The organism is Pseudomonas sp. GW821-FHT03A09, from assembly GCF_059421065.1.
This window is the reverse complement of record NZ_JBWKUX010000005.1, coordinates 161,159-176,037: the sequence shown is the minus strand read 5'-3', so window position 1 is coordinate 176,037 and position 14,879 is coordinate 161,159. Positions and strand designations below refer to the sequence as shown.

Sequence of the window (14,879 nt, the reverse complement as noted above, 5' to 3'; positions counted from 1 at the left end):
TCTGCGAAGGATTTTCCGGATGTTGTCGCGCCTTTCCGTCGTCACCTGCTGTCTGTCCCTCGCTGCTCTCTGTGCGGCCGGTTCTGCGGCAGCCTTGCAGTTGCCCTTGCCGCCGCCAGGTGAGGACATCGTTGGTCAGGTCCAGGTCATCAAGGCCAAATACGAAGATACCTTTGCCGACCTGGGCACTACCTACGATCTTGGTTATTCGGAAATGGTCGCGGCCAACCCGGGCGTCGATGCCTGGCTGCCCGGTGCGGGCACCGAGATTGTGCTGCCGACACGGTTCATCCTGCCGCCCGGCCCGCGTGAAGGCATCGTGATCAACTTGGCGGAATACCGGCTCTACTACTTCCCTAAAGGACAGAACGTCGTCTACACCTTCCCGTTGGGGATTGGTCGTGAAGGCTGGGGCTCGCCGATCGCCCATACCAGTATCATCGCCAAGACGCCGAACCCTACCTGGACACCCCCTGCCTCGATCAAGGCCGAACACGCCGCCAATGGCGATCCGTTGCCCAATGTGGTGCCTGCTGGCCCGGATAACCCGCTGGGGCCGTTCAAGTTCACCCTGGGCACTCCGGGCTATCTGATCCATGGCTCCAACATGAAATTTGGTATCGGCACGCGTACCAGTCACGGCTGCTTCCGCATGTTCAATAACAACGTGCTGGAGATGGCCGGTATGGTGCCGGTGGGTACGTCGGTGCGCATCATCAACGACGCCTACAAGTTCGGCAGCAGTGGTGGCAAGGTCTATCTCGAAGCCCATACACCACTGAACGACGACGGCACGCCATCGGTGGTCGACAAGCACACTGCGGTCATCAATGCCTTGCTCAAGCGCGAAGACCTGGCCAACAACCTGCGAGTCAATTGGGATCAGGTACGGGATGTGGTTGCTGCTGAAGATGGTCTGCCGACTGAGATCGGCGTACCCGGAACCGCGCCAGTCGCCTCAAGCGTACCGGTTGATTTGCAGCAATAAGTCTCTCGATCAAGGCCCGTCACCGCTTTGCGCTGTGGCGGGCTTTTTTATTGCCTGGGGCTCAAGACTGGACTCCAGGCAATAAAAAAGCCGATCCAAAAATGGATCGGCTTGATAACAACCCCGAAGGATTATTACTTGCGGCTTGCTTTTTCAAGCATGCGCAGAGCGCGTTCGTTAGCTTCGTCAGCAGTCTGTTGTGCTTTTTGAGCAGCAGCCAGAGCTTCATCAGCTTTACGGTAGGCTTCGTCTGCACGAGCCTGGGAGCGAGCTGCTGCGTCTTCAGTTGCAGTCAGACGAGCTTCGGTTTCTTTGGAGACGCTGCTGCAACCGGTAGCCAGAACTGCGGCCAGAGCCAGAGCAGAGAATTTCAGAACGTTGTTCATCGTGTTCCCCTTCAAGGACTTTCTATTAAATGGCTACTTTCTCAGATTGAGCTGATAGCCGGCGTACATACTACCCATTACTTGTAGTAAGTAAACTGACGTAGCGCAAGAAGCAAAAAAAATTCTTGAGCTGAATCTATTTTGGCTAATCTTTTGGAAATCTGCATAAAAACTATCCAATTTTCTGCATCGCGATTGAGATTGGATCCAGGCTGAAAGCTACGCCCCGCATGTGTTAAGCCGGGTGAACAGGTGAAAATATATATATCCATGCTGACACTTTTGTACAGGTTTCCTTTAACCCGCCTGACATCTTTTGCGCATGTAGAGGTGACTTTAAGAGCGCCTGTTCGTCTCAAGCTTCAACTGCCGGCAATGTTCAGGCTTTCGATCATTGGTTGATCGAGGCCCTTTCTATTCACCAGCGGCAGGGAATGACGTGTGCGCCTTGAGCAATTGCAGGATTGGTGCCTACTATCTCCCTACGTGCTGGTTGTGAGCGCTATGGGTTTTCTCGTTGTCGAAACCGGCACGGGGTGGCGTAGATGTTCCTTCGCCGGAAAAACATCGGTAAGGTAGGGGTCGCAATTCCAGACCCGCGAGGAGTAGTGATGAGCGATGCGTTGTCCATCCACCATGACCAGGCTGGTCATCAGTTCGAGACCAATGTGGACGGTCATCGTGCCTATCTGACCTATATGGACCTCGGAAAGCAGACCCTGGATATCTATCGCACCTTCGTACCCAACGCGCTGCGGGGCCGTGGCATTGCTGCCGCGTTGACCGAAGAGGCGTTGAAGTTCGCTGAAGAGGCGGGCTACACAGTGATCCCTTCGTGTTCTTACGTAGAGCGCTACATGGAGCGCCACCAGCGCCATGCTGCGAAGTTGTGAGTCATAGGCAGCACCATGAAAAACGCCGGGCTTAGCCCGGCGTTTTTGTGTGCGCAGTTCAGGTGCGTTTGCGTTTGGGCAAGACGTCCTTGAGCTTGGCGTGCATGCTGCGCAGGGTGGTTTCGGTGGCGGACCAGTCGATGCAGGCATCGGTGATCGACACGCCGTATTGCAAGTCGGCGAGGTCTTTTGGAATGGCCTGGCAGCCCCAGTTCAGGTGGCTTTCGACCATCAAGCCGATGATCGACTGGTTGCCTTCGAGGATCTGGTTGGCGACGTTTTCCATCACCAGCGGTTGCAGGGCCGGGTCCTTGTTGGAGTTGGCGTGGCTGCAGTCGACCATGATGTTCGGCTTGATCTTGGCTTTGTTCAGAGCCTGTTCGCACAGGGCAACGCTGACCGAATCATAGTTGGGCTTGCCGTTGCCACCGCGCAATACCACGTGGCCGTAGGCGTTGCCCTTGGTGGTGACGATGGACACGCCACCTTCCTGGTTGATTCCCAGGAAACGGTGCGGGCTGGAGACCGATTGCAGTGCGTTGATCGCCACCGTCAGGCCGCCGTCGGTACCGTTCTTGAAGCCCACGGCCGAGGACAGGCCGGACGCCATTTCGCGGTGAGTCTGGGATTCGGTGGTGCGCGCGCCGATGGCCGACCAACTGATCAGGTCCTGCAAGTATTGCGGGGAGATCGGGTCGAGGGCTTCGGTGGCGGTCGGCAGGCCCATTTCGGCCAGGTCCAGCAGCAACTGGCGACCGATGTGCAAGCCGTCCTGGATCTTGAACGAGTCATCCAGGTAAGGGTCGTTGATCAAGCCTTTCCAGCCGACGGTGGTACGTGGCTTCTCGAAATAGACACGCATGACCAGATACAAGGTGTCGGACACTTCCGCTGCCAGTACCTTGAGGCGCTCGGCGTACTCGTGGGCGGCCTTGAGGTCGTGGATTGAACACGGGCCGATCACCACGAAGAGGCGGTGGTCGGTGCCGTCGAGAATGTCACGGATGACTTCGCGGCCCTTGGTGACGGTCTGCAGGGCAGTGTCGCTCAGGGGAATTTCGCGTTTGAGCTGATCGGGCGTGATCAGGGTCTCGTTGGATTCGACGTTAAGGTCGTTGATCGGTAAATCAGCCATCGTGTTACTCGTCAGGGTCACGGGTGCCGGCCGCCAGCCATCCCCGTGCGGCGGAGCACAGCATGATTTGAATGCAGGGGGGAGGAACCTTAGCGCGTATCACCGGCCCGCGACAATGGGCAAAACCCGCTTTAATCCAGCGCCGGCTGCACAAAAGCCTCATGGGCGAATTCGGCGGCATGGCGTGAAACCCATTCGCGGGCCATGGCTTCGTGTTGAGCAAGGGTCGGCTCGGCCTCTTCGTGCAAGCGGCAGTAGCGTTCGATCTGGCACACTTGTTCGCCCATTCGCGCACCGAACAAGGCGTGCTCATCGGTAAACGAGATGCCGATGCGGTAGCCATTTTCGACTTTGCGGCACCATGCGACATAGCCCGGATAACGGGCGCTGGCGCCTAGGGACGGAATCTGCAAATCAACTGCCGTGCCCTGGCGCCAGGCGCGCGGCCAATTGCAGGCAACACCGCCCAGGCCGATAGTGTGCAGGCGTTGGCGGGGCAGGGCAGGGGAAGGACGTTGGATCAACTCGACAGCGACATCATCAGGGTGAGGTAAAAAACGACCCATGTACACGGACTCCGAGCGCCGTCCCGATGACGGCAGTGGCAGCAGTATAGTGAAAGCGCTGGAATTGACCGATCTGGATATTGACCAGCAATTGCTGGGGTTGCCAGGTGTTTCACTGGTGGTGTTTACCAGTGTCGGTTGTTCCAGTTGCCGTTGGGCGCGTCAGAAATTACCGGGCTGGCACTTGCCAGTGGACCGCGTGTGCTGGGTGGATGCCGGGCACAATGGTGGCGCGGTCGAACGCTACCAGATCTTTCATTTGCCCGCGTTATTCGTGGTGTGCGAGGGTCAATTCCTTGGACAAATACAGACCAGCCTTACACGCAGTGACGTTTCCACTGCCGTAAAACAAGCGCTCACCCGTACCCCAGAGGATTTGCCATGACAACAGTCGCACCCCGTTCACCCCGCATTGGCATCATCGGTACCGGCGCCATTGGTGGGTATTACGGCCTGATGCTGGCGCGTGCTGGCTTCGATGTGCACTTCTTGTTGCGCAGTGAATACGCAGCCGTCAGCGAGCATGGCCTGCACCTCAACAGCACGGTGCACGGCAAACTGCACCTGCATCCGGTCCAGGCCTATGCCCGTGCTGCGGATATGCCGGCGTGCGATTGGTTGCTGGTAGGCACCAAGTCCACTGGCAATGTGGACTTGGCACCGACCCTCGCCCAGGTCTCGGCGCCGGACGCCAAGATCGTGCTGCTGCAAAATGGCCTCGACGTCGAAGATAGTTTGCGCGAGCACCTGCCGCCGTCGCTGCACCTGTTGGGCGGCCTGTGCTATATCGGTGTGCACCGCTCCGGTCCTGGTGTTGTCGAGCATCAGGCGTTGGGGCGGGTCAACCTGGGTTACCACAGTGGCAGCGCAGCTGACGATGAGGCACGCCGCAAGGCCATCGTCGAAGAGGGCGCCGGGCTGTTTCACCAGGCCGGTATAGAGTCTCAGGCGATGGCCGATGTGCATCAGGCGCGCTGGCATAAACTGGTGTGGAATGTCCCCTACAATGGCCTTTCCGTGTTGCTGGGCACCGGCACTACGGCGCTGATGGCCGACGAATCCAGCCGCGAATTGATCCAGGCGTTGATGGCTGAAGTGGTGCAGGGCGCCCGTGCCTGTGGCCATGACATTCCGGCCAGTTACGCCGGGCAGATGTTTGCGATGACTGAAACCATGGATGACTACCTGCCCAGCATGTACCACGACCACGTGCACAAGCGCCCGCTGGAGCTGGAGGCGATTTACGCCCGTCCCCTGGCGGCGGCGAAGGCCGCAGGCTGTGAATTGCCACGCATGCAGGCGCTGTATCAGGCCTTGAGTTTTATAGATCGGCACAACCGCTGATTCGGGGGGGGGGGAACACCATGGCAAAGGGATTGGGTGACAAGCTGGTGCTGGCGATTTCTTCACGAGCCCTGTTCGACCTGAGCGACAGCCACAAGGTCTACCTGACCGAGGGCGTGGAGGCTTATCGCAAGTACCAGATCGAGCACGAGGAAGAAACCCTGGAACCCGGCGATGCCTTCCCGCTGGTCAAAAAACTGCTGAGCCTCAATGCCAGTTTGGGCCGTGCGCGGGTCGAGGTGGTGCTGGTATCACGCAACAGCGCCGACACCGGCCTGCGGGTATTCAATTCTATCCAGCATTACGGCCTGGATATTTCCCGCGCCGCTTTCGTAGGCGGGCGTAGTCCCTATCCTTATTTGGCCGCTTTTGGTTGCCATCTGTTTCTTTCTACCCATGCTGAAGATGTGCGCAGCGCCCTCGATGCCGGGTTCGCGGCGGCGACGATTCTGTCGGGCGGCGCACGTCGAGCATCGAGTGAGGAATTGCGGATCGCGTTCGACGGGGATGCGGTGCTGTTCTCCGACGAGTCGGAGCGTGTGTACCAGGCCGGCGGTCTGGAAGCCTTCCAGGCCAGCGAGCGAGAGTCGGCGCGCCAACCTTTGCACGGTGGTCCGTTCAAAGGTTTCCTGGCGGCTCTCAACTTGCTGCAGCGAGAGTTTGCCGACGAGGCGTGCCCGATCCGCACCGCGTTGGTCACTGCGCGATCGGCGCCCTCCCATGAGCGGGTCATTCGAACGCTGCGCGAATGGGATATCCGCCTGGACGAATCATTGTTCCTCGGCGGTCTGGAGAAAGCGGCGTTTCTGGAGGCATTTGCCGCCGACGTGTTTTTCGATGACCAGGCCGGTCACTGCGAGAAGGCCAGGGAAGTGGTCGCTACCGGGCATGTACCCCATGGCATCAGCAATGAGTTGAAAATCCAGAGCGAGAGCTGAGCCGAACTGCCCCGGGCGCTGCTAAGCTCATTCAATCTCCGCCATCCTGGCCGTCCAGGAGGTTCTATGATTCGTTCGATGTTGTACGCCACGGACCTCGGTTTGTATGCGCCTTATGTGATGCAACATGCGCTGGCACTGGCCCGAACGTTCAAGGCGGATTTGTATGTGATTCACGTGGTTGAGCCCATCGGGTTGTTCGCCGAATCGGTGTTGCAGAGCTACCTTGATGAGCAGGCCTTGAGCGAGTGGCAGAGCCAGGGGCTGACCACGGTCATGGCGACGATCGAGCAACGGGTGCTGGACAGTTTTCGTGAAGAGTTGGGGGAAGGGGAGCAAGACCTGAAGTTGATTCACTCGGTTCGAGTGATCCAGGGGGATCCTTGTGAGGTGATTCTCGACCAATTGCGTAAACTTTCCGTTGACCTGTTGATCGTAGGTAGTCATAGCCATGCAACCGCTGCGGCCACACCCCTTGGGCGAACCGCTGCACGGGTGCTGCAATTGGCGACAGTGCCGGTGTACATGGTGCCCTCGCTGCAGCGTCGACGCAGCGATGATATTTGATCGGTAAAAAACGATAAAAGGTTCTAGATTTATCCATCTAACCTTTAATATAGTTATATACCGTCGCTGATACCCGTGGCGTCTATCTGCTTTGAGGGATACATATGAAGCTTCAACAACTGCGCTACATCTGGGAAGTGGCGCACCACGACCTCAACGTTTCCGCTACTGCTCAAAGCCTTTACACCTCGCAACCCGGTATCAGCAAGCAGATCCGCCTGCTCGAAGACGAGTTGGGCGTCGAAGTGTTCGCGCGCAGTGGCAAGCACCTGACCCGCGTCACCCCGGCGGGCGAGCGCATCATCACCACCGCTGGCGAGATTCTGCGTAAAGTCGAAAGCATCAAGCAGATCGCCCAGGAGTTCTCCAACGAGAAGAAGGGCACCCTGTCGATCGCCACCACCCACACCCAGGCGCGCTATGCATTGCCGCCGGTGATCCGCGACTTTATCAAGCAATACCCTGACGTCGCCCTGCACATGCACCAGGGTTCGCCGATGCAGATCGCCGAGATGGCCGCTGACGGCACCGTCGATTTTGCCATCGCCACCGAAGCCCTGGAGCTGTTCGGTGATTTGGTGATGATGCCGTGCTACCGCTGGAACCGTTGCGTGGTCGTACCCCAAGGCCACCCCCTGGCCAAGCTGCCGAAACTGACACTGGAGGCCCTGGCCGAATACCCGATCGTCACTTACGTGTTTGGTTTTACTGGCCGCTCCAAGCTCGACGAAGCCTTCAGCCACCGTGGCCTTACACCGAAAGTGGTGTTCACTGCGGCCGACGCCGACGTGATCAAGACCTATGTTCGCCTGGGCCTGGGCGTGGGTATCGTCGCCAAGATGGCGGTCGACACCAACCTCGATAAGGATTTGGTGGTACTCGACGCCAGCGAGCTGTTCGAGTCCAGCGTGACCAAGATTGGCTTCCGCCGTGGCACGTTCCTGCGTGGCTTCATGTGCGATTTCATCGAAAAGTTCGCGCCGCACCTGACTCGTGAAGTCATGGCCAAGGCGATCCAGTGCCACAACAAGCAGGAGCTGGAAGAGCTATTCGATGGTGTGGAATTGCCGATTCATTGATACCGTCATTTGGCCTCGGTAACCGTAAAGTGTTGCCGAGCGCCCGCCACCAGAATCTCCACTTCATCCCCTTCGAACTTGCCCAGCAGGCTTTTGCCCAAGGGTGAGCGCGGGGTGATGACGGTTACTGGTTGCCCGACCACATCCACCTTCAAGCCTGCGCCGTCTGGTGCCAGGAACAGCCATTGCTGGCGGCCGTTCTCATCTTCAAGGCCCAGTAGAGCGCCGACTTCAATGCCACGCTGATCATCGTAAGCCCGCAGTGCCATGTTCTGGCACAGCGTCAGCGCCTGCTTTATTTCCTCTACACGCTTGGCTTGGCCCGCCGCCAGGTAGGAAGCCTCCAGCCCCAAGGTGTCGTATTTGTTCTCCGCAATGTTTTCTTCGTGGGTCGCAGTTTCGTAGGCGGCCTGTGCGGCGCGCTGGGCGATGTCGAGGTCGATGCTGAGTTTTTCCAGGACTAACGAGTGGACGGCGTATTTATTCATGGGGGTGTGGGGTCATTCGCAAAATTGCAGGACATTGGCCCGGCTCTTTTCATTGGGGGCGTTCTGGTCTTGTTGCAGCCAGAACTGGCATTTGGGGTTATTCAGGTTGCGCGCATTGTTACGGGCCTGGTCCAGGGATTGCTGCTGTTCCTGTTTACGCAGGTTCTCGGTGTACTGCTCGAACATGCGATTCGCCGGCTCGGGTGTGGCGACGGCAGGTTTGCCCAATTGTTGAACGGCCTGGGCGACGGGCGTCAGGCTTTGCGGGAACAGGTAGCGCGACGCCAGCCAACTGGTCAGCACGATGGCGACAAACCCCAGCCATACGCCAAATGCGATGGCGACACTGAGTTTGAACAGGGGCAGCGAACGATCAGACATGATGGCCTCCTGGCAGGTAATTGATGGCATGGCAGCAATTGTCGCATAGCCACTGTGCAGAATAATCGCGATCAAGCCTTCTGCATCGGCGCATTTATACGGACAATCGAACCTTTGATCGTTGGAGCCCGGAATGAAAGCCCGCTGGGATATTTTTTGCAGTGTCGTCGACAACTATGGCGACATCGGCGTGACCTGGCGCCTGGCCCGGCAATTGGTGGTGGAGCACGGGTGTGAAGTGCGCTTGTGGGTCGATGACCTACGGGCCTTCGAACGCATGTGCCCGGACATTGATGTGCAGATGGATCAGCAAACGCAAGAGGGGGTTGAGGTGCGTCACTGGCCGGCCGAATGGCCCGCTACCCCGTCCGCCGATGTGGTGATTGCTGCCTTCGCTTGTCAATTGCCGCCCGCTTACATGGAGGCCATGGCCGAACGCGAACGCACGCCGCTGTGGATGAACCTGGATTACCTCAGCGCCGAAGAATGGGTGGTCGGTTGCCATCGCTTGCCGTCGGTGAAGTTCAAGGGAGTGCAGAAGTACTTCTTCTTTCCCGGCTTTCGTCCGGGCACGGGCGGCCTTTTGCGCGAGGCTGGATTGCTGGAACAGCGTCAGGCTTTTCAGCAAGACTTGGCTGCACAGCGACAATTCCTGCAAACCCTGGGGGTTTTTCCTGCTGCCGACACACGACTGATGTCGCTGTTCGCCTACGAAAATGCCGGACTGGCCAGTTGGCTGGACGTGTTGGCGACGGACGGGCGTGCCACTCATCTATTGGTGCCGGAAGGGCGCATTCTCGGTGATGTGCAACGGTGGCTGGATGTAGAGCGGTTAGCTGCGGGCGATATTCTTCAGCGCGCGGCCCTGACCGTGCAGGTCATCCCGTTTGTGCGTCAGGAACAATACGACCGCCTGCTGTGGTGTTGTGACTTCAACGCGGTACGCGGCGAAGATTCGTTTGTGCGTGCCCAATGGGCGGGGCGGCCCATGTTGTGGCACATCTATCGCCAAGATGAAGACATTCATCTGGACAAGCTCGACGCCTTCCTGGCGCTGTATACCGCCGCTTTGTCACCGGCCGCCAAGGCCTCGGTGGTAGCGCTTTGGCAGGCCTGGAACACGAGTGGCGATATGGCGCAGTCGTGGAAGATGCTGCTGGAACACTGGCCCGAGATTACCCAGCACGCCGAAAGCTGGTGTCTGGAACAAGGCTTGCAGGCCGATCTTGCGACGGCGCTGGTACAGTTTTATGAAAGTTGGATATGATACGCCACCTTGAATTTTGTAAATCCCATCCAAATTTCGGATATATGCAATGAAAACTGGTAAAGAACTGAAACCCGGTACCGTGATCCGTATCGACAACGACCCTTGGTTGGTTCAGAAAGCTGAGTTCACCAAGTCTGGTCGTAACAGCGCAATCATGAAGACCAAGCTGAAGAACCTGCTGACCGGTTACAAGACTGAAACCGTCTACAGCGCTGACGACAAGCTGGACGACGTGATCCTCGACCGCAAAGAAGCGACCCTGTCCTTCATCAGCGGCGACACCTACACGTTCATGGACACCACCGACTACACCATGTACGAGCTGAACGCCGAAGACATCGAAGCTGTTCTGCCGTTCATCGAAGAAGGCATGACCGACGTTTGCGAAGCGATCTTCTTCGAAGAGCGCCTAGTATCCGTAGAGCTGCCGACCACCATCGTACGTAAAGTGGCCTACACCGAAGGTTCCGCTCGCGGCGACACTTCGGGCAAAGTCATGAAGCCTGCCAAGCTGGCTAACGGCACCGAACTGCAAGTGGCCGACTTCATCGAAATCGACGACATGATCGAGATCGATACCCGTGAAGGCGGTTCGTACAAAGGTCGCGCCAAGAAGTAATTCTGGCCCCGCCGATACGAAAAAAACCCGACGCTGGCGTCGGGTTTTTTTATGGGCGTCTGTTTTTCAGACAGTGACGTGCAGGCGCACATCCACATTGCCGCGGGTGGCGTTGGAGTAAGGGCAGACCTGGTGAGCCGCATCGACCAGGCTTTGCGCGTCGTCCTGGGCCAGGCCCGGCAGGCTGATATGCAAATCGATGTCCAAGCCGAATCCGCCAGGGATTTGACCGATGCCGACGTGGGCAGTGATCGATGCGTCATCCGGAATCTTGCGTTTGGTCTGGCTGGCGACAAATTTCAGTGCGCCGATGAAGCAGGCCGAGTAGCCGGCGGCGAACAATTGCTCAGGATTGGTGGCTTGGCCGCCAGCGCCGCCCAATTCCTTGGGGGTGGAGAGTTTGACATCGAGGATGTTGTCGCTGGAGACAGCACGACCATCACGGCCGCCGGTGGCGGTAGCTACTGCGGTATAGAGCGTTTGCATGGCGTTTCCTCTTTGTTGTTAGCGCTAATTATTTGTGCGCTAAGTAGTTGGTGAGGCGAATGTATAGCGCAAATGTTTTGCGCGCAAGATAAATTTACAAATATTTTTATGCGCTACCACAAACCAATGTGGGAGGGGGCTTGCTCCCGATTGCAGTGTGCCAGTCAGTACATCTGATACTGATCCACCGCTATCGGGAGCAAGCCCCCTCCCATATTTTAGAGCTTCAATTCTTTTAGATTGAGGTCTGCAGGTTGCTGCGCAAGGCGACCAAGTCCGCCTGCAGCTTGCGTAACTGCTCCAGCTCCAAGCCACTGGCGCCGAGGATGCATTGCGGAATCCCCATGGCTTTGTCCTGCAAGGTGCGGCCGGCCTCGGTCAACTCCACCACCACCACTCGCTCATCTTCGCGGCTGCGGGTGCGGCTGAGCAGGTCTTCGGCTTCCAGACGCTTGAGCAGCGGCGTGAGCGAGCCTGGGTCGGTCAGCAGGCGGTTGCTGATTTCACCGACAGTCAGGCCGTCCTCTTCCCACAGCACCATCATGGCCAGGTATTGCGGATAGGTCAGGCCGAGGGCTTGCAGCAGCGGCTTGTAGGCCTTGGTCATCAGCAGCGAAGTGGAGTGCAGGGCGAAGCACAGCTGGTTGTCCAGCATCAGGTTTTCGCATGGGGCGGGATTTTTGCTCATGGTGGCGCCTCGAAAAAGCATATCTGGCCTGGAATCTAGCGGGCAAATCTTTAATGCGCCAGATAATTCTGGCCAGCCGGTCAGACCAAACCGCTTTGCAGTGCCAGATCCCAGGGCGGCACGGGGCTGAAGCGGGACTTGAGGTACTCGAGCAACAACCGGCTGCGGGCATTGGCCTGTTGTTCCAGGCGCAGCGCATAGATGCCGGCGGTTTCCGGACTGGGCAGGCCGTCTTCGCAGAACAGTGGCAACAACTCGCCGCGCACCAGGTATTCACTGGCCAGCCAGGTGGGCAGGTGCGCAATGCCCAGCCCGGCCAGCGCGCCGGAGAGCAGGGCTTCGGCATTGTTGGCACTCAGGCGGATGCGCTGCGGGCGATAGGTGGCACGGCGTCCGTCCAACTCGAAGCGCCAGGCGAACATCGGCGCCAGGCCATCCCAGTCGAGACCGTCGTGCTCGCTCAGTTCCCGGGGATGGGTTGGCGTACCGCGGGCTTTCAGATAAGCCGGGCTGGCACAGGCGATGCGCACGATGCTGGCCAGGTGCGTGGCAATCAGCCGGGTGTCGACGATATGACCGGCCCGCAGCACCAGGTCGACCTTGCCCAGGTGCGCCCCCTGCATATCGACAAAGCTGTCGATCAGGTGCAGGTGTACATCCAGCCCGGGGTACACATTCAAAAAGTCCGCGATCACGGGTGCAAGGTGGCGTCGGCCGAAGGCTGCGGGTGCATCCACACGAATCAGGCCTTCCGGTGCATGGCTCAAGGACACGGCTTCGGCCCGGGCCAATTGCAACTCACCGACAATCCGCCGCGCGCGTTCGGCAAAGGCCAAGCCTGCCGGGGTTGGCACCACCGCGTGGGTGCTGCGTTGGAACAAGCGGCTGCCCACGGAGCTCTCCAGGCTGTCGATACGCCGGGCAACGGCCGAGGGTGTCAGCGGATGACGGCGCGCGGCGGCGGAAAAACTGCCGGTCTCCAGTACATCGAGAAACAGGCTCAGTTGGTCGGTGAGCGTATTAGGGTTCATCAGCAGGTGCTTATGCGAAATTGGCACAGCCATTGTGCGTTGCTGTGCGTTTCCGCGCCAGAGTCGACTGCGTAGCATGCAACCCCTGGGATTGCGGAGTGATGAGTGGTGTTGGATTTAGCAATATATCTGGTATTGGGCGCGGCCCTCGGTACGGTGGGCGGGCTGTTTGGCATTGGTGGCGGGCTGATTGCAATTCCGGTGCTCGGCGTGTTGTTCGGCCTGGATCAGCAGATCGCCCAAGGCACGGCGTTGGTGATGGTAGTGCCCAATGTGATGCTGGCGCTGTGGCGTTATCACCAGCGCAACCGTATCGAATTGCGCCACGCATTACCGTTGGGCGTCATGGGCTTCAGCTTCGCCTGGCTGGGTTCGATCTGGGCGGTTGGGCTGGACGCCGGAGCCATGCGCATAGGTTTTATCGTTTTCCTGCTGACGCTTGCGGCATACAACCTGCTGCGCATGTTCACCCGCAATGCGCCACCGACGGCTCAGATGCGTTATTCCTGGCCGTGGCTTGGCGTGCTTGGGGCTGCTTCCGGGTCCATGGGCGGTTTGTTTGGCGTCGGTGGCGCGGTGGTTGCCACGCCGGTGTTGACCAGTGTGTTCGGCACCACCCAAGTGGTTGCGCAAGGTTTGTCCCTGGCGTTGGCACTGCCCAGCACCAGCGTGACCTTGGTGACCTACGCCTGGCACCACGAAGTGGATTGGCTGATCGGCGTACCGTTGGCGATCGGCGGCCTGCTCAGCATCAGTTGGGGCGTGAAAGTCGCCCACGCACTGCCTGAGCGTGTGCTGCGTGGCCTGTTCTGCGCTTTCCTGGCGGTGTGCGCGGTGATGCTGACCTTTAAAGTCTGAAGCCTTCGAGGATGTAGTCTGCCAGGCACTCTGTGATCGGGGAGGTCATCAGTGGGTTGCGCAACAAATGCAGGTTCATCGAGGGCAGTGGCGGGAAACCCTCGTCCTTGCCCAGTATGCGCAGGTCTTCGGTCACCAGGTTTTCCATGCTGACCATGACCGCCAGGCCAGCGTTGACCACCGCCTGGATCGCCGACACATTCGAGCTGTGGTAGGCTAGGCGATAATCCCGACCGGCTGCATCCAATGCCGAACGCGCCCACTGCGTGTAGAGGCAGTCGGTACCCGACATCGCCAGCGGCAGTGCATCATGCTCGTCCATGCAAAAGCACGGTGACGCCGCCCACACCATGCGCTCAGTGCGCAACAGCTCGCCGATTTCATTGCCAGGTTCGCGACTGACGACTGTCAGCGCGAGATCCCGCCGCTGCATCAGCACCGTCGACGACTCGCAGTGCATCTCGATCTGAATCAGCGGATAGGCCTTGGAAAACTGCTTCAGAATCCCCGGCAGAAAACGCATCACGTAATCATCCGGCGTACCGATGCGTACCAGCCCCACCATATGTGGTTCACGCAGGGTGTTGAACACCTCACTGTGCAGTTTCAGGATACGCCGCGCATAGCCCAGCAGCACCTGGCCTTCAGGCGTCAGTCGCACCTGGCGGCCGTCACGTTCGAACAGCTTGCGCTGCAGTACGTCGTCCTCCAGGCGCTTCATCTGCATGCTCACTGCCGATTGCGTACGGTTGACCAACTCCCCGGCACGGGTGAATCCGCCTTGGTCGGCGATGGCGACGAAGGTGCGCAGGACGTCGGTGTCGATACTCGGGTAACTGGACAATTGATCAATCTCAGAGATGTATTGCATAAGAAACATTCGTTGGATTGATCATAGTGCCAGGCTCACACTTTCGTCATCCCCACTGGAGGGCGAAAAGATGAAAGGTCAAACCGGTTTTGTATTGATGGCGAAACGTCCGTTTTCCGGGCTGTTTCATACCCTGGCCCGCTGGCAGTCGCTGTACCACGAGCGCCAAATGCTGGCGAGCCTGAGCGACGACGCGCTCAAGGACATTGGGCTCAATCGTGCCGATGTGGAGCAGGAGCGCCACCTGCACTTTTGGGAAGACCCGCTGCGAAAATGAGCCAGGATGAAGTA

The 14,879-nt window shown here is 58.6% G+C and carries 20 protein-coding genes; 11 read left to right on the top strand and 9 right to left on the bottom strand.

Features of this window, described 5'->3' with window-relative positions:
* The first annotated feature begins 19 nt into the window (after window positions 1-19).
* Window positions 20-988, top strand: coding sequence for a L,D-transpeptidase family protein (locus AC07V4_RS11125; protein WP_492636288.1), 969 nt, complete (start codon window positions 20-22; stop codon window positions 986-988).
* A 134-nt stretch (window positions 989-1,122) separates the two neighbouring features.
* On the opposite strand, the gene oprI is transcribed toward AC07V4_RS11125, so the two are convergent.
* Entirely contained in the window at window positions 1,123-1,374 is a 252-nt protein-coding gene (gene oprI, locus AC07V4_RS11120; protein ID WP_003172710.1) for an outer membrane lipoprotei OprI, read from the bottom strand.
* A gap of 611 nt (window positions 1,375-1,985) precedes the next feature.
* On the opposite strand from oprI, the gene AC07V4_RS11115 reads away from it, so the two are divergent.
* Window positions 1,986-2,267 (top strand): GNAT family N-acetyltransferase, encoded by a 282-nt coding sequence (locus AC07V4_RS11115; protein WP_431752151.1) that lies wholly within the window; start codon window positions 1,986-1,988, stop codon window positions 2,265-2,267.
* A gap of 58 nt (window positions 2,268-2,325) precedes the next feature.
* Here the strand turns inward: AC07V4_RS11115 and AC07V4_RS11110 are convergent, their stop codons facing one another.
* Window positions 2,326-3,402: a 3-deoxy-7-phosphoheptulonate synthase gene (locus tag AC07V4_RS11110; protein WP_431752150.1), complete on the bottom strand. Its 1,077-nt coding sequence runs from the start codon at window positions 3,400-3,402 to the stop codon at window positions 2,326-2,328.
* A 131-nt stretch (window positions 3,403-3,533) separates the two neighbouring features.
* Complete coding sequence (locus AC07V4_RS11105) at window positions 3,534-3,968, bottom strand: PilZ domain-containing protein (RefSeq protein ID WP_492636289.1); 435 nt, start codon at window positions 3,966-3,968, stop codon at window positions 3,534-3,536.
* Here AC07V4_RS11105 and AC07V4_RS11100 point away from each other — a divergent pair.
* The 5 genes from AC07V4_RS11100 to cysB all read left to right on the top strand — a co-directional run bounded on the left by AC07V4_RS11100 (window position 3,967) and on the right by cysB (window position 7,896).
* Window positions 3,967-4,353 carry a YbbN family protein gene (locus tag AC07V4_RS11100; protein WP_492636290.1) on the top strand — a complete coding sequence of 129 codons (387 nt, stop codon included), beginning with the start codon at window positions 3,967-3,969 and terminating at the stop codon, window positions 4,351-4,353. The genes AC07V4_RS11105 and AC07V4_RS11100 overlap by 2 nt on opposite strands.
* Complete coding sequence (locus AC07V4_RS11095) at window positions 4,350-5,312, top strand: putative 2-dehydropantoate 2-reductase (RefSeq protein ID WP_492636291.1); 963 nt, start codon at window positions 4,350-4,352, stop codon at window positions 5,310-5,312. The genes AC07V4_RS11100 and AC07V4_RS11095 overlap by 4 nt, the downstream gene beginning before the upstream one ends.
* Before the next feature lie 20 nt (window positions 5,313-5,332).
* Entirely contained in the window at window positions 5,333-6,250 is a 918-nt protein-coding gene (locus tag AC07V4_RS11090) for a 5'-nucleotidase (RefSeq protein ID WP_492636292.1), read from the top strand.
* A 66-nt stretch (window positions 6,251-6,316) separates the two neighbouring features.
* Window positions 6,317-6,817, top strand: coding sequence for a universal stress protein (locus tag AC07V4_RS11085; protein ID WP_431752192.1), 501 nt, complete (start codon window positions 6,317-6,319; stop codon window positions 6,815-6,817).
* A 104-nt stretch (window positions 6,818-6,921) separates the two neighbouring features.
* The gene (gene cysB / locus AC07V4_RS11080; RefSeq protein WP_348748576.1) at window positions 6,922-7,896 is read left to right on the top strand and encodes an HTH-type transcriptional regulator CysB; all 975 of its coding nucleotides are present in this window, start codon (window positions 6,922-6,924) and stop codon (window positions 7,894-7,896) included.
* A gap of 5 nt (window positions 7,897-7,901) precedes the next feature.
* Here cysB and AC07V4_RS11075 read toward each other — a convergent pair whose 3' ends face one another.
* Window positions 7,902-8,384 carry a GreA/GreB family elongation factor gene (locus AC07V4_RS11075; RefSeq protein ID WP_492636293.1) on the bottom strand — a complete coding sequence of 161 codons (483 nt, stop codon included), beginning with the start codon at window positions 8,382-8,384 and terminating at the stop codon, window positions 7,902-7,904.
* A 12-nt stretch (window positions 8,385-8,396) separates the two neighbouring features.
* Complete coding sequence (locus tag AC07V4_RS11070) at window positions 8,397-8,765, bottom strand: hypothetical protein (protein WP_431752194.1); 369 nt, start codon at window positions 8,763-8,765, stop codon at window positions 8,397-8,399.
* Window positions 8,766-8,898: 133 nt separating this feature from the next.
* Here AC07V4_RS11070 and earP point away from each other — a divergent pair, with 133 nt between their 5' ends.
* Together earP and AC07V4_RS11060 are read left to right on the top strand one after the other, a co-directional pair.
* Window positions 8,899-10,032 carry an elongation factor P maturation arginine rhamnosyltransferase EarP gene (earP, locus tag AC07V4_RS11065; protein WP_492636294.1) on the top strand — a complete coding sequence of 378 codons (1,134 nt, stop codon included), beginning with the start codon at window positions 8,899-8,901 and terminating at the stop codon, window positions 10,030-10,032.
* A gap of 49 nt (window positions 10,033-10,081) precedes the next feature.
* A complete protein-coding gene (locus AC07V4_RS11060; RefSeq protein WP_016975379.1) occupies window positions 10,082-10,654 on the top strand; it encodes an elongation factor P in 573 nt (190 codons plus the stop codon).
* Between the two features lie 66 nt (window positions 10,655-10,720).
* Here AC07V4_RS11060 and AC07V4_RS11055 read toward each other — a convergent pair whose 3' ends face one another.
* From AC07V4_RS11055 to AC07V4_RS11045, 3 genes are all read right to left on the bottom strand, one after another.
* Window positions 10,721-11,140: an organic hydroperoxide resistance protein gene (locus tag AC07V4_RS11055; protein WP_010176159.1), complete on the bottom strand. Its 420-nt coding sequence runs from the start codon at window positions 11,138-11,140 to the stop codon at window positions 10,721-10,723.
* A 235-nt stretch (window positions 11,141-11,375) separates the two neighbouring features.
* A complete protein-coding gene (locus AC07V4_RS11050; RefSeq protein ID WP_492636295.1) occupies window positions 11,376-11,828 on the bottom strand; it encodes a MarR family winged helix-turn-helix transcriptional regulator in 453 nt (150 codons plus the stop codon).
* An 80-nt stretch (window positions 11,829-11,908) separates the two neighbouring features.
* Entirely contained in the window at window positions 11,909-12,859 is a 951-nt protein-coding gene (locus AC07V4_RS11045; protein ID WP_492636296.1) for a LysR family transcriptional regulator, read from the bottom strand.
* 108 nt (window positions 12,860-12,967) lie between these two features.
* Here AC07V4_RS11045 and AC07V4_RS11040 point away from each other — a divergent pair, with 108 nt between their 5' ends.
* Window positions 12,968-13,717: a sulfite exporter TauE/SafE family protein gene (locus AC07V4_RS11040; protein WP_431752947.1), complete on the top strand. Its 750-nt coding sequence runs from the start codon at window positions 12,968-12,970 to the stop codon at window positions 13,715-13,717.
* Here AC07V4_RS11040 and AC07V4_RS11035 read toward each other — a convergent pair.
* Window positions 13,707-14,588, bottom strand: coding sequence for a LysR family transcriptional regulator (locus tag AC07V4_RS11035; RefSeq protein WP_431752948.1), 882 nt, complete (start codon window positions 14,586-14,588; stop codon window positions 13,707-13,709). The genes AC07V4_RS11040 and AC07V4_RS11035 overlap by 11 nt on opposite strands.
* Before the next feature lie 70 nt (window positions 14,589-14,658).
* Between AC07V4_RS11035 and AC07V4_RS11030 the strand changes: the two genes are divergently transcribed.
* Window positions 14,659-14,865 carry a DUF1127 domain-containing protein gene (locus tag AC07V4_RS11030; RefSeq protein ID WP_492636297.1) on the top strand — a complete coding sequence of 69 codons (207 nt, stop codon included), beginning with the start codon at window positions 14,659-14,661 and terminating at the stop codon, window positions 14,863-14,865.
* The last annotated feature ends 14 nt before the right edge of the window (window positions 14,866-14,879 follow it).

Bases quoted from the DNA above. Each gene is read 5' to 3' on its own strand.
- AC07V4_RS11125 (WP_492636288.1), top strand. From the start codon at position 20: ATGTTGTCGCGCCTTTCCGTCGTCACCTGCTGTCTGTCCCTCGCTGCT.
- oprI (WP_003172710.1), bottom strand. From the start codon at position 1,374: ATGAACAACGTTCTGAAATTCTCTGCTCTGGCTCTGGCCGCAGTTCTG.
- AC07V4_RS11115 (WP_431752151.1), top strand. From the start codon at position 1,986: ATGAGCGATGCGTTGTCCATCCACCATGACCAGGCTGGTCATCAGTTC.
- AC07V4_RS11110 (WP_431752150.1), bottom strand. From the start codon at position 3,402: ATGGCTGATTTACCGATCAACGACCTTAACGTCGAATCCAACGAGACC.
- AC07V4_RS11100 (WP_492636290.1), top strand. From the start codon at position 3,967: ATGTACACGGACTCCGAGCGCCGTCCCGATGACGGCAGTGGCAGCAGT.
- AC07V4_RS11105 (WP_492636289.1), bottom strand. From the start codon at position 3,968: ATGGGTCGTTTTTTACCTCACCCTGATGATGTCGCTGTCGAGTTGATC.
- AC07V4_RS11095 (WP_492636291.1), top strand. From the start codon at position 4,350: ATGACAACAGTCGCACCCCGTTCACCCCGCATTGGCATCATCGGTACC.
- AC07V4_RS11090 (WP_492636292.1), top strand. From the start codon at position 5,333: ATGGCAAAGGGATTGGGTGACAAGCTGGTGCTGGCGATTTCTTCACGA.
- AC07V4_RS11085 (WP_431752192.1), top strand. From the start codon at position 6,317: ATGATTCGTTCGATGTTGTACGCCACGGACCTCGGTTTGTATGCGCCT.
- cysB (WP_348748576.1), top strand. From the start codon at position 6,922: ATGAAGCTTCAACAACTGCGCTACATCTGGGAAGTGGCGCACCACGAC.
- AC07V4_RS11075 (WP_492636293.1), bottom strand. From the start codon at position 8,384: ATGAATAAATACGCCGTCCACTCGTTAGTCCTGGAAAAACTCAGCATC.
- AC07V4_RS11070 (WP_431752194.1), bottom strand. From the start codon at position 8,765: ATGTCTGATCGTTCGCTGCCCCTGTTCAAACTCAGTGTCGCCATCGCA.
- earP (WP_492636294.1), top strand. From the start codon at position 8,899: ATGAAAGCCCGCTGGGATATTTTTTGCAGTGTCGTCGACAACTATGGC.
- AC07V4_RS11060 (WP_016975379.1), top strand. From the start codon at position 10,082: ATGAAAACTGGTAAAGAACTGAAACCCGGTACCGTGATCCGTATCGAC.
- AC07V4_RS11055 (WP_010176159.1), bottom strand. From the start codon at position 11,140: ATGCAAACGCTCTATACCGCAGTAGCTACCGCCACCGGCGGCCGTGAT.
- AC07V4_RS11050 (WP_492636295.1), bottom strand. From the start codon at position 11,828: ATGAGCAAAAATCCCGCCCCATGCGAAAACCTGATGCTGGACAACCAG.
- AC07V4_RS11045 (WP_492636296.1), bottom strand. From the start codon at position 12,859: ATGAACCCTAATACGCTCACCGACCAACTGAGCCTGTTTCTCGATGTA.
- AC07V4_RS11035 (WP_431752948.1), bottom strand. From the start codon at position 14,588: ATGCAATACATCTCTGAGATTGATCAATTGTCCAGTTACCCGAGTATC.
- AC07V4_RS11030 (WP_492636297.1), top strand. From the start codon at position 14,659: ATGAAAGGTCAAACCGGTTTTGTATTGATGGCGAAACGTCCGTTTTCC.